This is a genomic window from Dehalococcoidia bacterium (assembly GCA_035310145.1).
Lineage (GTDB): Bacteria > Chloroflexota > Dehalococcoidia > CAUJGQ01 > CAUJGQ01 > CALFMN01.
Genome location: DATGEL010000020.1, coordinates 1 through 14,359, shown reverse-complemented (window position 1 = coordinate 14,359; position 14,359 = coordinate 1). Strand labels below are relative to the sequence as shown.

Genomic DNA, 14,359 nt, shown 5'->3' with positions numbered 1-14,359 from the left:
CCACTCCGAGGCATAGTCTTTGCGGTGCTCGACCACCATGCGCACCGCCCGTTCGCGTAACTCGGCAGGGTACCTGGTCACCTTTGCCATTGCTCCGTCCTCTCAAAGTCCGGAGCCTCCAGGATACCCGGGGCGGTTCATCTAGCCGTACAAGTTGCTATCGCATTTGGAGCATTGTAGTGGGGGAATGCGGCCTCCTTCACCTACTGATAACCCCGTGCGGGTGTGCGTTGGCCGTGGGCTCGCCAGCCATCGACGAATCTGGACCAGCTCTCCTGTCGGTTCTGTGTGGTTCATACTCGGACCAGGGTCAGCGAAGCTCCTCGCTCCCTTGAGCACCGGCAGCGGTGCTGAGCAGTGTCGTCGTGCGCGGCATAGCGGAGCCGGGCGCGGCCAACGCCGCCGCCCTGCGCCCGACCTGGGACCTGGGCCGCGACACGCAGGACCGCATCGCCGAGATCGTGGAGCAGCAGCGCCGCTACTGGAAGCTGCAGTGACCCCGCCCCGCCGGCGGCCAAGGACCTGATCCGGCTGTCGCGGGACGGCGACTTCTGGTGTGGTCCTGAGCCCGAGCAATGAGGCGCTCATCGTCGATGCCTCGGTGGCGGTGACGTGGCACCTGCCCCACATGATCTGGCTCTCCCGCCGGGCGCCGTCCGGCTGAACAGCGGCGGCGAAGCGGGGGCCGGCCGAGGGGCGCATAACACGGAGCTGAACCGCCTATTGCCGCCGCTGCGGCCGGGTCGTAGTGTAAGCACGAGCGAACGGGGGAAGCAGAGATGACCACGAACGGCAGCAACGAGGCTTCGACCGGACCCGCGGCTTCCGCGGCGGAGACCTTGACCGTGATCGATAACCGCACCGGCAAACGCTACGAGTTGCCGATCGCGCACGGCACGATCCGCGCCGCCGACCTGCGCCAGATCCGCACCGACCCCGAAGACTTCGGCATCATGAGCTACGACCCGGCCTTTGTGAACACCGCCTCCTGCACCAGCCGCATCACCTACATCGACGGCGACAAGGGCATCCTCGAATACCGCGGCTATCCGATCGAACAGCTCGCCGAGAAGAGCACCTTCCTCGAAGTCGCCTATCTGCTGGTCTACGGCGAGCTGCCGTCGAAAGAACAGTTCGACGTCTGGCACTACCGCATCACGCACCACACGATGGTGCACGAGAACATTAAGAACTTCATGTCCGGCTTCCACCACGACGCGCACCCGATGGGCATGCTGATCGGCACCGTCGGCGCGCTCAGCACCTTCTATCCGGACGCGCGCAACATCCACGACCCCGAAAGCCGCATGCTGCAGACCTACCGCCTGATCGCCAAGATGCCCACGCTCGGCGCCTACGCCTACCGGCACGCGCTGGGCCTGCCCTTCGTCTATCCCGACAACGATCTCTCCTTCACCGGCAACTTCCTGAACATGCTGTTCAAGATGAGCGAGCTGAAATACACGCCGAACCCGGTGATCGAGAAGGCGCTGGATGTGCTCTTCATCCTGCACGCCGACCACGAACAGAACTGCTCGGCCAACGCCGTGCGCGCCATCGGCTCCAGCGAGCCCGATCCGTACTCGGCCGTCGCCGGCGGCATCGCCGCGCTGTACGGCCCGCTGCATGGCGGCGCCAACGAGGCCGTGCTAAACACGCTGCGCAGCATCGGCAGCGTGGACCGAGTGCCCGAGTTCATCAAGCGGGTGAAGAACCATGAACTGCTGCTGATGGGCTTCGGCCACCGCGTCTACAAGAACTACGACCCGCGCGCCCGCATCGTCAAGCGCACGGCGGACGCCGTGTTCGACGTGATGGGCCGCAACCCGCTGATCGACATTGCGCTGGAGCTGGAGCGCATCGCCCTCGAAGATGACTACTTCATCACGCACAAGCTCTATCCCAACGTCGATTTCTACTCCGGCATCATCTACGAGGCGATGCGCCTGCCGTCCGAGATGTTCACCGTGCTCTTCGCCATCGCCCGCACCGCCGGCTGGATGGCGCAGTGGCTGGAGATGGTCGAAGACCCGGAGCAGAAGATCGCCCGCCCGCGCCAGGTCTTCCTCGGCCCGGCGCGTCGCGACTTCGTGCCGATCAGCCGCCGCCGCGGCAAGGCCGAGCCGGCGGCGCCGCGCGCCGGCCGCAGCGTCACCCGCCGCGCGGGCGGCATCGGCAGCCAGGAGGCGGCGCGGCCGCGCTGATCCGGCCGGCTTCATACAGCCGCGCAACCGCGACCTCCAAAATCGCAACGTGCCGTGCGCCCGCGGGCGCGGGAAGGGGCAGTAATGGCTTCGCGTGCGCTGGTGATGGGCGGCGGCGGTGTCGTCGGCGTCGCCTGGGAGACGGGCATCCTCAAGGGGCTGCGCGACGGCGGCATCGATCCCGCGGCGGCCGATCTGATCGTCGGCACCTCCGCCGGCTCGATCACGGGCACGCAGGTCCGCGCCGGTCGCTCGCTGGACGAGCTGTACGCCGCGCAGACCGCGCCCGACAGCGGCGAGATCCGCCAGCAGATGGCCAAGCTCGACATCCAGGCGCTGACGGCGCTCTTCCAGACGTGGGCGAGTACGCCGGAGATGACCGAGGCCGTCGCCCGCGAGATCGGTCAGATGGCGCTCGCGGCGCCTGCGGTCGACGAGGGCGGCTGGCTGCAGGCGATCGCCTCCGCGCTCGGCGTGGATGGCTGGCCCGCCGGTGGCCTGATCGCCGTGGCCGTCGATGCCGGGAGCGGGACGCTGGCGGCCTGGGATCGGGCCTCCGGCGCGCCGCTGTTGCAGGCGGTGGCCTCGAGCTGCGCCGTGCCCGGCATGTTCCCGCCCGTGACGATCAACGGCCGCCGCTACATGGACGGCGGTGTGCGCTCCGGCACCAACGCCGACCTCGCCAGCGGCCACGACACCGTCGTGATCGTGGCGCCGATCGGGGCGCGGCCCGAAGGGATCGGCCGCATCGCCCGCCAGGCGCTCGACGCCGAGGCGCACCTGCTGCGCGAGGCGGGCGCCGCCGTCGAGGTGCTGCTGCCGGACGACGCGGCGCTGGCGGCCTTCGGCCCGGACCTGATGAATCCGGACCAGCGCCAAACCGCGGCCGAAGCGGGCCTGCGCCAGGGCGCCGAGGCCGGCGCCCGCCTGCGCGGCTGCTGGGCGTAGGCCACAGCGCTTTCTCGCTTTCGCCGTGCCGCTCCTGCGCTACACGGGCCGTGTGACCGCCCCTTCAGATGCCGAGGAGACCAGCGCGGCGTACTTGGCGAAGACGCCGCTGGTGTAGCGCGGCGCCGGCGCCTGCACGGCGGCTAGACGGCGTTGTACCTCGTCGGCCGGCACGTCGAGGTCCAGGCGGCGCTTTTCGATGTCGAAGGTGATCTGGTCGCCCTCGTGCACGGCGGCGATCGGGCCGCCGCGGGCCGCCTCCGGCGCGACATGGCCGGCCATCAGGCCGTGGGTCGCGCCGCTGAACCGCCCATCCGTCAGCAGGGCCACCTCTTCGCCCAGGCCGGCGCCCACGATCGCGCCGGTGACGCCCAGCATCTCGCGCATGCCGGGGCCGCCCTTCGGCCCCTCATAGCGGATCACGACCACGTCGCCGGCCTTGATCCTGCCGCCGGTCACGGCCGTCATCGCCTCCTCTTCGCGGTCGAAGACACGCGCCGGGCCGCGATGGAAGCGCTTCTCGTAGCCGGCGATCTTCACCACGCAGCCCTCCGGCGCCAGGCTGCCCTTCAGGATCACGAGCCCGCCGACCGGCGCGATCGGCTGATCCAGCGGCTTGACCACGTCCTGGCCGGGCGTCTCGACGGCGGCGTTCGCCTCCTCCGCGAAGGTGCGGCCGCTCGGCGTCAGCGCGTCGCCGTGCGCCTTGCCCGCCGCCACCAGCCGCTTCGCCACGAGCGGCTGGCCGCCGGCGCTGTCCAGGTCGGAGGCGACGTACTTGCCGGCCGGCTTCAGATCGCCCCAGAGCGGCGTGCGGTCGCTGACCGTGTCGAACTCGTCGATCGTCAGCGGCACGCTCGCCTCGCGGGCGATGGCGAGCAGGTGCAGCACGGCGTTGGTCGAGCCGCCGGTGGCGGCAACCCCGGCGATCGCGTTCTCGAACGCGTCGTGCGAGAGGATGTCGCTGGGCTTGCGGCCTTGCCGCAGCATCTCCATCACCAGTTGACCGGCGCGGCGGCCGATGTCGTCCTTGCGCGGATCGACGGCGGGCACGCTGGCCGTGCCCATGGGCGAGAGACCGAGGAACTCGAGTGCGAGCGCCATCGTGTTGGCGGTGAACTGGCCGCCGCAGGCGCCGGCGCCGGGACAGGCGTGGTCTTCAAGGTCCTTCAGGTCGGCGTCGCTCATCAGGCCGGCGGCGTTGGCGCCCACACCCTCGAACACATCCAGGATCGTCACGTCGCGGCCCTTGAAGCGGCCGGGCATGATCGTGCCGCCGTAGAGCACGAAGCCGGGCACGTCCAGCCGGACCAGTCCCATCGCCGTGCCGGGCATCGTCTTGTCGCAGGCGGCGAGGCAGATCAGCGCGTCGAACATGTGGCCGCGGCCCATCAGCTCGATCGAGTCGGCAATCACCTCACGGCTGACGAGCGAGGCCTTCATGCCCTCGGTGCCCATCGTGATGCCATCGTTGATCGCGATCGTGTTGAACTCCATCGGCGTGCCGCCGGCGGCGCGCACGCCCTCTTTGACCATCGCGGAGAGGCGGCGCAGGTTGAAGTTGCACGGCCCCGTCTCGACCCAGGTGTTGGCGATGCCGACGATCGGCCGCGCCAGGTCTTCATCGCTGAAGCCGATCGCCTTGAACATGGCGCGCGCCGCCGCGCGGTCGCGCCCCTCCAGCAGCGTGCGGCTCTTGTGCTTGAGATCGAACGAGCCAGAACCGTTGGATGTCATTTCCCGCCTCCTGCGAGGCGCATGCTAGCGAATTCGCCGTAGCCGCTCAACGCGAGCCGGTCGCCGCCGGCTGCGGGGCAACCCGGAAGGCGACGAGACCGCGAGGCGCCGTAACGCGCTCGCGGTGTACGCGGTGTACGATGAGCCGGGGTGGTCAGACCACCTGACCGGCGCGGCGCCGGCTGCGTTCGCCCCGGGCCGCGCTGCATCGCGCCGGTTCAGCTTCATCCAGCTTCATCCAGTTTCATGAGGAGGCAGCTCGTGGCTCAGCAGCGCCGCCCGTTCCGGGCGGAAGATATCTTGCGCGTGCGCACCGTGTCCGATCCGCAGGTCGCGCCCGACGGCTCCTGCATCGCCTACGTGGTGGCGGAGACCGATCGGGAGGCGGACGAGTTCCGCTCGCACGTCTGGATCGCGCCGCTCGACGGCGGCGAGCCGTATCAGCTCACGCGCGGGCCGCACAAGGACGGCAGCCCGCGCTGGTCGCCGGACGGCAAGACGCTGGCCTTCGTCTCCAACCGCGCCGCCGAGGGCGAAAAGAACGGCGACAATACGAAACGCCCCTCGCAGATCTGGCTGATCGGCGAGCGCGGCGAGCCCCGGCGGCTGACAAACGCCGCGCGCGGCGCCGGCAGCCCCGCCTGGTCGCCCGACGGCACGACGATCGCCTTCGTCACGAAGACACGCCTTGCCGGCGAGACGAAGAGCGAGGCCGAGAAGACGCCCGCTGAGAAGAACGCGCCGCGCGTTATCCGCGACCTGATCTACCGCTTCGACACCGAGGGCCAGTACGACGACACTTACGCCCATCTTTGGACCGTGCCAGCGGCGGGCGGCGAAGCGATCCAAATCACGCGCGGCGACTTCCGCGACGCCGAGCCGCAGTGGTCGCGGGACGGCCGCCGATTCGTCTTCCTTTCCAACCACGAAGAAGACCGCGGCGCCCGGCTCACCAAAGACGTGTGGAGCGTGGATGCCCGCGCGGGCGGCGGCAACGAGCGCAAGCTCACGCAGAGCCGCGGGCCGTGCACGATGCCTGCCGTCTCGCCCGACGGCCGCACCGTGGCCTACGCGGGGCATGCGAAGGGCGAGGGCTACAGCGCCGCCAACACGTTGCTCTGGAGCGTGCCGCTGGACGGCTCCGCACCCCCGCGGGCGCTGAACGAGGCGCTGGATCGCGGCGCTTTCGGCCTGCCGCTGGGCAAGGGGCTGGCCTGGGCGCCCGACGGCAGCGCCGTGTACACGGTCGTCATGGACGGCGGCGCCAGCCGGCTCTATCGCATCGCCGCCGACGGCTCCGGCTCCCGGCCGCTCTCCGACGCCGAAAGCGCGGTTACGGCGCTCTGCCCCACGCCGGACGGCAAGGCGATCGCCTACACCGCCGTCTCGCCCACCAATCCGGGCGAGCTGTTCCTGCTGCCGCTCGACGGCGGCGCGGCGCGGCAGCTCAGTCGGCACAATGCAGAGCTGCTGGACGAGGTGCAGCTCCAACCGTTCGAACGGATCAGTTTCAGCGGCGCCGACGGCTGGGAGATCGCGGCCTGGCTGCTGAAGCCGGCGAACTACGACGCCTCGCGGCGCTACCCGCTGGTGCTCGACGTGCACGGCGGGCCGCACGGCGCCCACGGCTACACGTTTCAGCCGGGCGCGCAGGAGCTGACCGCCCGCGGCTACGTGGTGCTGCTGGTCAACCCGCGCGGCAGCACGGGCTACGGCGAGCGCTTCACCGAGGCCTGCGTCACCGACTGGGGCGGCAAGGACTACGAAGACCTGATGGCCGGCGTGGACTGGGCGATCGCGCGGGGCATCGCCGATCCGCAGCGCACGGCCGTCACCGGCTACTCCTACGGCGGCTTCATGACGAGCTGGGTGGTGGGCCATACGGACCGCTTCAAGGCGGCCGTCTGCGGCGCGCCGGTCGGCGACCTGCCCAGCTTCTACGGCGAGAGCGACATCGGTACAACCTTCGGCGCGTACGAGCACGGCGGCCCCGTCTGGGAGCGCTGGGACGCCTACCGCGAGCGCTCGCCGCTGACGTACATTGCCAATTGCACCACGCCCTTCCTGCTGCTCCACTGGGAGGGCGACCTGCGCTGCCCCATCGGCCAGGGCGAGTCGCTCTTCGCCGTGCTGCGCCGCCTGCGCCGCGAGGTCGAGTTCGTGCGCTATCCGGGCGGTTTCCATACCTACGTGACGCACGCGCCCTCGCAGCGGGTGGACGCGGTGCAGCGCACCGGCGACTGGTTCGGCCGCTGGCTGGGCGCGGCGCAGCCGGCAAATCGAGAAGCGGAGGTGGCGCGTGCCACTGCCTGAGCTTGGCCTCTTTCTCCCCTCCAACGAGACGACCGCGAGTGGCCAGAAGGCGCTCGACTTCGGCCGGCTGCTCGAGATCGCCAGCAACGCCGAGGCGGCGGGCTTCCACTCGCTCTGGTTCCCGGACCACTACTTCATCCAGACCGGCCCCGGCCAGCACCGCGGCGGCTTCGAGGCATGGACGCTGCTTTCGGCGCTAGCGGCCGGCACCAGCCGCATCAAGCTGGGCACGCTCGTGCTCTGCAACACGTTCCGGCACCCGGCGATCCTGGCGAAGCAGGCGGTGAGCTTGCAGGAGATCTCGAACGGGCGCGTGATTCTGGGCCTGGGCGCGGGCTGGCACGAGCCGGAGTACACGGCGCTTGGCCTGCCCTTCGACCACCGCGTCTCGCGGCTGGCGGAGAGCGCCACCGCCATCCGCGAGCTGTTCGACCGCGGCACCAGCTCGTTCCAGGGCCGCTGGCTGAAGCTGGACGACGCCGAGCTGACGCCGAAGCCGAAGACGCCGGTGCCGTTCTGGATCGCCGCCTCCGGCGACCGCATGCTGGAGCTGACGGCGCGGCTGGCCGACGGCTGGAACCTCGCCTGGTTCGGGGAAAGCGCGAAGCCCTTCGCCCGCAAGGCGGAGGCACTGAAGCAGGCAGTGGCAGCGGCGGGCCGCCCGGCCGGCGCCGTGCAGCTCAGCGTCGGCGTGCAGGCGCAGATCTGCGCGCCGGGGGGCGAGGCCGCGACCTTCGACGCCTTAAAGAAGGCGCTGCCGCAGTTCGCCGGCGCCGAGCCGGAGCAGATCAGGCGAGGCGTGCTGGTGGGCGATGCGGCCGCGGCCCGCGCCGCGCTCGAGGGCTACGCCGCGGCGGGCGCCTCGCTGGCGATCATCGGCCAGCCCGGCCTCGCGGCGCTGCCGGCGGACGGGGCGGCGCTGGAGCGGCTGTTCTCGCTCACGAAGAGCGCGACGGCGGCGTAGGGCGGGGACGGCCCTCATCCTCACCCCCCCGTCCTCCTCTCCTTCCCCCAATCCTGGGGGAAGGAGAGGAGGCGATCGTTGGGAGGAAGTTCCAGGAGAAGGGCGATGGCAGGCGCTTCTGGGGCGCACGGCGTGCGCCCTTCGCGCCAAAGGCGCGACACGCGGCGCGCCGGGCAAACCGCCGCCCGCTTCAGAAACGACGCCCGCGGGGCACGGAGGCGTTGGCGCACAGCGGCGCAGCGGTACAATGCGCGGTGTTGGACATTGACCGCCTTTCCACCCACCGTTACCGCGCCGGCTTCGTGGCGGGCGACGGCCTGCGCCTGCGCTTGCACGAGTGGCTGCCGTGTGCCGATGCCTGCTCGCCGCCGATCGTCTTGCTGCACGGCATCACCGAGTCGGGGCTGGCCTGGCGCGCCGTGGCCGAGGGGCTGGCGGCGCGGCGGCAGCGTGTGATCGCCCTGGACGCGCGCGGACACGGCGAAAGCGGCTGGTCGGCCGACGAGGTGTACGCGCCGGACGCGCACTTCGCCGACCTCGCCTGCGCGCTCGCCGCGCTCGGCATCGATCGCTGCCTGCTGGCGGGCTTCTCCATGGGCGGCGCGGTGGCGACGATCTGCGCCGCGGCGCGGCCGGATCTGGTTGAGCGGCTGGTGATCGTCGATGCCTATCCCGCGCCCGAGCTGAGTCCCGGCTCGCTGCGCGTGGCGGAATGGCTGGCCGCGGCCTGCGACCACGCGGGCTGGCTGCCGGCCGGCTTCGACCCGGCCATCGCGCGGCGCCTGCGCGACGACCTGGCGGCGGGCGCGGCCCGGCGGCTGGACCTCTGGCCGCTGTGGGAAGCGCTGCAGGCGCCGGCGCTCGTGGTGCGCGGCGCCCTCAGCGACGTGCTGACCGCTGAAGCCGCCGCGGAGATGACGCGCCGCCAACCCCGCGCCCACCTGCTGACGCTGCCCGGCGTCGGCCACCAGATCCCCTCGCAGCGGCCCCGCGAGCTGGCGCAAGCGATCGCCGCGGGCATGGCCTCGTAACCGCCGTCCGCCAGACCACCGCCGCCGATGGTAGAGTGCAGGTACCGTGCGCCAGGCCGCCGCGGCCACGCTCTGCCCTTTGCCCTTAGACATAGTTTCAAAACCGGCTCGAGTTCCCGCTTGTAGGTGTGCGATCGCACCTGAACGCCGGTTTTGAAACCATCTGTTAGCCACGAGGCCATGCCATGACCAGCACGCTCGATCTGCCGCCGCTCGACCGCTTCTCGCTGGACGACAAGTACACGCTGGAAGCCGGGCGCATTTACCTGACCGGCATCCAGGCGCTGGTGCGGCTGCCGATGGACCAGCACCGCGCCGACGCGCGCCGCGGCCTGCGCACCGCGACCTTCATCTCCGGCTATCGCGGCTCGCCCCTGGGCGGCTACGACATCGAGCTGGACCGCAATCGCACGCTGCTGGACGCGCATCACGTCGTGCACCAGCCCGGACTGAACGAAGAGAACGCCGCCACCGCCGTCTACGGCAGCCAGCTCGCAGGCAGCTACCCGGGCGCGAAATACGACGGGGTACTGGGCATCTGGTACGGCAAAGGCCCGGGCGTTGACCGCACCGGCGACGTGTTCAAACACGCGAACCACGCTGGCGTGGGCAAGAACGGCGGCGTGATCGCACTCGGCGGCGACGACCCCAACAGCAAGTCCTCGACCCTCCCCAGTGACTCAACCATCGCCTTCTACGACGCGCTAATGCCGACCGTCTACCCCGGCACGGTGCAGGAGGTGCTGGACCTGGGCCTGCACGCCTTCGCCCTCTCGCGCGCCAGCGGCCTGTGGACGGCGATGAAGTTCGTCACCAACGTGGCCGACAGCGCCGGCACCGCCGAGGTGGCGCCCGAGCGCATCGCGCCAATCATTCCCGGCGTCGAGCTGGACGGCCGGCCCTACACGCCGCAGCAGGCCTGGCGGCTCTTGCCGCCGCAGAACCTGGAGATGGAGCGCACGCTGCACTATGCGCGGCTGGAGCTGGCGCGGCGCTACGCCGAGGAGAACCGGCTCAACCGCGTCACCATCTCCGGCCCGAACGACTGGCTGGGCATCGTCGCCGCTGGCAAGACCTACGCCGACGTGCGCCAGGCGCTGGACGAGCTGGGCCTGGACGAGGCGGCGCTGAACCGCCACGGCGTGCGCCTGTTCAAGGTGGGCATGCTCTTCCCCTTCACGCGCGAGGCGGCGCGGCAGTTCGCCGCCGGTCTGCGCGAGGTGTTGGTGATCGAGGAGAAGCGCGCTTTCCTCGAACTGCTTTTGAAGGACGCGCTGTACGACCTGCCCGAGCGCCCGCGGATCGTCGGCAAGACGGACGAGCAGGGCCGGCCGCTGGTGCCGAGCAACGGCGAGCTGGACGCCGAGATCGCCGCCCGCGTCATTGCCTCGCGGCTGCGGCGGCTGGAGATTCCGAGCGTCGAGCGGCGGCTGCGCGAGCTGGACGGCGCCGCGGCCATGCCGGCGGTGATCGCGCTGGCGCGCACGCCCTACTACTGCTCCGGCTGCCCGCACAACACCAGCAACATTGCGCCCGAGGGCAGCTTCGTGGGCGCCGGCATCGGCTGCCACAGCATGGGCCTGTGGATGGACACGGGCACCTTCGGCGAGATCCTGGGCATCACGCAGATGGGCGGCGAAGGCTCGCAGTGGGTCGGCGCCGCGCCCTTCACCGAGACGCGGCACATCTTCCAGAACGTGGGCGACGGCACGCTGTTTCACTCGGGCCAGATGGCGCTCAACTTCGCCGTGGCCAGCGGTGTGAACATCACCTACAAGGTGCTCTACAACGCCGCCGTGGCGATGACCGGCGGCCAGGTGGCGGTCGGCACGCTGCCCGTGCCCGCGCTCATCCGCCGGCTCGAGGCCGAAGGGGTGAAGCAGATCATCGTCACCAGCGACGAGCCGGAGAAGTACCGCGGCGTGCCGCTGGCGCCGATCGCCGAGGTCTGGCCGCGCGGGCGCATCGTCGAGGCACAGGCCGAACTGGCCAAAATCCCCGGCGTCACGGTGCTGATCCACGACCAGCAGTGCGCGGCGGAGAAGCGGCGGCTGCGCAAGCGCGGCAAGCTGGAGGAGCCGCCGGCGCGTCTCTTCATCAACGAGCGTGTCTGCGAGGGTTGCGGCGACTGCGGCCACGCATCCAACTGCCTGAGCGTGCAGCCCGTCGAAACCGAGTTCGGCCGCAAGACCGCCATCCACCAGCCCTCCTGCAACAAGGACTATTCGTGTCTTAAGGGCGACTGTCCGGCGTTTCTCACGGTGACGCCCGGCCGCTCGTCCCTCACCCCCGGCCCCTCTCCCAATCCTGGGAGAGGGGAGAATGTTCTCAAGCGCCTCAGCAGACTCCCCTTCCCCCAGGATTGGGGGAAGGGGCCGGGGGATGAGGGCCGAACGGCCGCGCAACCACCCACCGATCTGCCCGCACCGCGCCTGCTCGTGCCGGCGGACGGCTGGGCACTGCACATGCTCGGCATCGGCGGCACGGGCGTCGTCACCGTCAACCAGATCCTCGGCACGGCGGCGCGGCTCGACGGCAAGCACGTCTGGGGGCTGGACCAGACCGGGCTCAGCCAGAAGGGTGGGCCAGTCGTCTCCGATCTGCGGCTGAGCAGCGGGCCGATGGAGACGGCGAAGCTTTCGGCCGGCGGCGCCGATCTCTACCTCGGCTTCGACCTGCTCGTCGCCTGCGCGCCGCAGAACCTGGCCAAGGCCGACCCGGCGCGCACCGTCGCCGTCGTCTCCACCAGCCAGGTGGCGACGGGCCAGATGGTGACGGATACCCTCGTCCAGTTCCCGGCGCTGGCCGGCATGCTGCGCGGCATCGAGGCGGTCACACGCAAAGAGGCGAACGTCTACCTGGACGCGCAGGCGCTTGCCGAGGCGCTGTTCGGCACCAACATGCCCGCGAACCTGCTGACGCTGGGCTCGGCCTGGCAGGCGGGCGCCGTGCCGATCTCGCTTGCGAGCATCGAGCAGGCGATCCGGCTCAACGGCGCCGCGGTGGTGATGAACCTCGCCGCCTTCACCTGGGGGCGCGCCTGGGTGGCGGCGCGGGAGCAGGTCGAAGCCGCGCTGCGGCAGGCCGCGCCACCCACGCCCGAGCCGGCGCCGCCGCCCCCGGCCGCGCGGCGTTTGCTGGAGGCGAGCCGCGCCACGGGCGAGCTGCGCCGCCTGCTCGAGATTCGCGTGCCGGAGCTGATCGCCTACCAGGACAAGGCCTACGCGGCCGAGTACGTGCGCTTCGTGATGCGTGTGGCCCGCGCCGAAGCGCAGCGCACGCCTGGCCAGACGGCGCTGGCCGAAGCGGTCGCTCGCTATCTCTACAAGCTGATGGCCTACAAGGACGAGTACGAGGTGGCGCGGCTGCAACTCGACCCCGCGCAGCGGGCGGCGCTGCGGGCGCAGGTCGGCGCCGGCGCGAAGGTCGAATGGAACCTGCACCCGCCGCTGCTGCGGGCGCTGGGGCTGAAGCACAAGATCAGCCTCGGCTCCTGGTTCACACCGGCCATGCACGGCCTCAAGGCGGCAAAAGCCCTGCGCGGCACGCCGCTCGACCTCTTCGGCTACGCCGAGGTCCGCCGCATCGAACGTGCGCTGATCGCCGAGTACCGCGCCCTGATCGAGCGGGCGCTGGAGACACTGACGCCCGCCACGCACGCCGACGCCGTGGCGCTGGCCGGGCTGCCGGATCAGGTCCGCGGCTACGAGCAGATCAAGCTGGCGAACGTGGCGACGTTCCGCGAGCAAGCGGCCGCGATAGGTGACAGGTTACTGGTTACAGGTGACAGGTAGCCAGGGAGCGCTCGATTCGTGAGCGAGCCGCGCCCGGCTCCGCACCGGCTCCGCAAGGGACGGGCGTGGCCGGTGAGTCGAACGGCCGGATGACGCGCCGGCCTGCATGGACCGTTGGCCCTGCTGTTATGGCGACCCCATCGATGCGGCCAAAAAACCTAGGCCGGCAAACGTGGCTTGAGGAGCGTCGTTTCGAGTGCGGCGCGGTCGGCCTCGGGCTCGCGCCGAAGGCGGAGCTGTCGCCGGCGGCTCTCTTGGCGGCGCGCACGCCCAGCGCGGAGGTCTCGCCATTCGCTGATGCTGCGCGGCGTGAGGTCTGGCGCGTCAAAACGGCGCGCCTGACAAGCGCCCGGACGCGCGGCGCGCGTGGTAGCGGGCGGAGGCGAAGCACTGTTCCACCGCGTTGTTGCTACGGGGCACATCCGGCGTCTCGTCGCAGGGGAAGAGGTAGGGCCCATGGCTGAAGCTCACGGCGCGGCAGTGAGTGACGGCACCCGCCAGCGGTCCGAGTTCCGCTTGCGCCTGGCGCAGCGCGTAGAGCAGGCTGCGCAGCGCGTGGCGCACCTGCAGGCTCGAACGCCCGGCCGCGTTCGCAACGAGTTCGGCGGCCTGGTGCACCCAGCCATAGGCCTGGGTGATCGCCGGCCACAGCGTGGCGGTGGCGTTGCGCCCTTTTTCGAGTAAGGCGTCCAAGCGGGTGAGTGCGGTCAGGCCCCCTTTTCGGCCCGCACCCGTTTGATCGAGCGGTGCATCGTCGTCAAGCGCTGCTGCAGCCGGAGGCCGGAAGCGCACAGCGGTGGTCGGCCATCGTCCGTGAGGGCACCGCGGACGGCGAGACAGTAGCCGCGCATGGCCTCCGCCTCTTCGTCCGCCCGCCCTTCCAGGGCACGTTCCAGCGGCCGCATGCCGCGCACCTGCTTCTTCACTTCCGGCTTCGCGTGGCGATCGGCTGCGTAGATCGGCCGCGCCGCTTCCCGGAGGTCGGGCACCTGGCAGAGCTGGTGCGGGATCCCCGGCAGCGCTCTCTGCACCGCGCGCCGGATCGAGGCCTGCCCGTCCGCCACGACCGCACGGAGCGGGACCGGCACGGCGTCCGCCACGGCGCGCAGCCACGGGGCCAGCTCGTCCCGCTTGCTGCCGAGCCGGCGGCGGGCGAGCAGCACGGCGCCGGAGAGGCAGTCGCGCACCCCCCAGAGCACCTCGTGCCCCACCGCCGGCTGCCGTCCATCAAGCGCGAGGATCACCCGCCCTTGGCGGCGCAGCGTCTCCGGCAACCGCCCGTCATTCCGCCGCGAAAGCGCCACCAGTTCGTCGTACCGGTAGAGGAGATTCGTGACCGTCCGCTCGGCGCGGGCGACGCCGCGGCCA

Annotated in this window: 10 protein-coding genes; 7 read left to right on the top strand and 3 right to left on the bottom strand. The window is 70.9% G+C overall.

Annotation, left to right across the window (positions count from 1 at the left end; genetic code table 11):
- The first annotated feature begins 347 nt into the window (after window positions 1-347).
- The 3 genes from VKV26_03905 (at window position 348) to VKV26_03895 (ending at window position 3,152) form a co-directional block, all read left to right on the top strand.
- On the top strand, window positions 348-497 hold the full coding sequence (locus VKV26_03905) for a hypothetical protein (protein ID HLZ69034.1): 150 nt from the start codon (window positions 348-350) through the stop codon (window positions 495-497).
- Window positions 498-779: 282 nt separating this feature from the next.
- Window positions 780-2,204 (top strand): citrate synthase, encoded by a 1,425-nt coding sequence (locus VKV26_03900; GenBank protein HLZ69033.1) that lies wholly within the window; start codon window positions 780-782, stop codon window positions 2,202-2,204.
- 84 nt (window positions 2,205-2,288) lie between these two features.
- The gene (locus VKV26_03895; GenBank protein HLZ69032.1) at window positions 2,289-3,152 is read left to right on the top strand and encodes a patatin-like phospholipase family protein; all 864 of its coding nucleotides are present in this window, start codon (window positions 2,289-2,291) and stop codon (window positions 3,150-3,152) included.
- Window positions 3,153-3,191: 39 nt separating this feature from the next.
- Here the strand turns inward: VKV26_03895 and ilvD are convergent, their stop codons facing one another.
- Window positions 3,192-4,889, bottom strand: coding sequence for a dihydroxy-acid dehydratase (ilvD, locus tag VKV26_03890; protein ID HLZ69031.1), 1,698 nt, complete (start codon window positions 4,887-4,889; stop codon window positions 3,192-3,194).
- A gap of 261 nt (window positions 4,890-5,150) precedes the next feature.
- Between ilvD and VKV26_03885 the strand changes: the two genes are divergently transcribed.
- The 4 genes from VKV26_03885 to VKV26_03870 all read left to right on the top strand — a co-directional run bounded on the left by VKV26_03885 (window position 5,151) and on the right by VKV26_03870 (window position 12,991).
- Window positions 5,151-7,202, top strand: coding sequence for a S9 family peptidase (locus tag VKV26_03885; protein HLZ69030.1), 2,052 nt, complete (start codon window positions 5,151-5,153; stop codon window positions 7,200-7,202).
- Entirely contained in the window at window positions 7,189-8,166 is a 978-nt protein-coding gene (locus VKV26_03880; GenBank protein HLZ69029.1) for an LLM class flavin-dependent oxidoreductase, read from the top strand. Before VKV26_03885 ends, VKV26_03880 begins: the two co-directional genes overlap by 14 nt.
- 254 nt (window positions 8,167-8,420) lie before the next feature.
- The gene (locus VKV26_03875; GenBank protein ID HLZ69028.1) at window positions 8,421-9,197 is read left to right on the top strand and encodes an alpha/beta hydrolase; all 777 of its coding nucleotides are present in this window, start codon (window positions 8,421-8,423) and stop codon (window positions 9,195-9,197) included.
- Between the two features lie 185 nt (window positions 9,198-9,382).
- Window positions 9,383-12,991: an indolepyruvate ferredoxin oxidoreductase family protein gene (locus tag VKV26_03870; GenBank protein ID HLZ69027.1), complete on the top strand. Its 3,609-nt coding sequence runs from the start codon at window positions 9,383-9,385 to the stop codon at window positions 12,989-12,991.
- Between the two features lie 324 nt (window positions 12,992-13,315).
- On the opposite strand, the gene VKV26_03865 is transcribed toward VKV26_03870, so the two are convergent.
- Entirely contained in the window at window positions 13,316-13,684 is a 369-nt protein-coding gene (locus VKV26_03865) for a hypothetical protein (GenBank protein ID HLZ69026.1), read from the bottom strand.
- A gap of 14 nt (window positions 13,685-13,698) precedes the next feature.
- Window positions 13,699-14,359: ISNCY family transposase (locus VKV26_03860; GenBank protein HLZ69025.1), on the bottom strand; the 661-nt coding region annotated here is incomplete at its 5' end.

Excerpts from the sequence above, each read along its gene's own strand:
- VKV26_03870 (HLZ69027.1), top strand. The coding sequence starts at position 9,383 with ATGACCAGCACGCTCGATCTGCCGCCGCTCGACCGCTTCTCGCTGGAC.
- VKV26_03900 (HLZ69033.1), top strand. The coding sequence starts at position 780 with ATGACCACGAACGGCAGCAACGAGGCTTCGACCGGACCCGCGGCTTCC.
- VKV26_03895 (HLZ69032.1), top strand. The coding sequence starts at position 2,289 with ATGGCTTCGCGTGCGCTGGTGATGGGCGGCGGCGGTGTCGTCGGCGTC.
- ilvD (HLZ69031.1), bottom strand. The coding sequence starts at position 4,889 with ATGACATCCAACGGTTCTGGCTCGTTCGATCTCAAGCACAAGAGCCGC.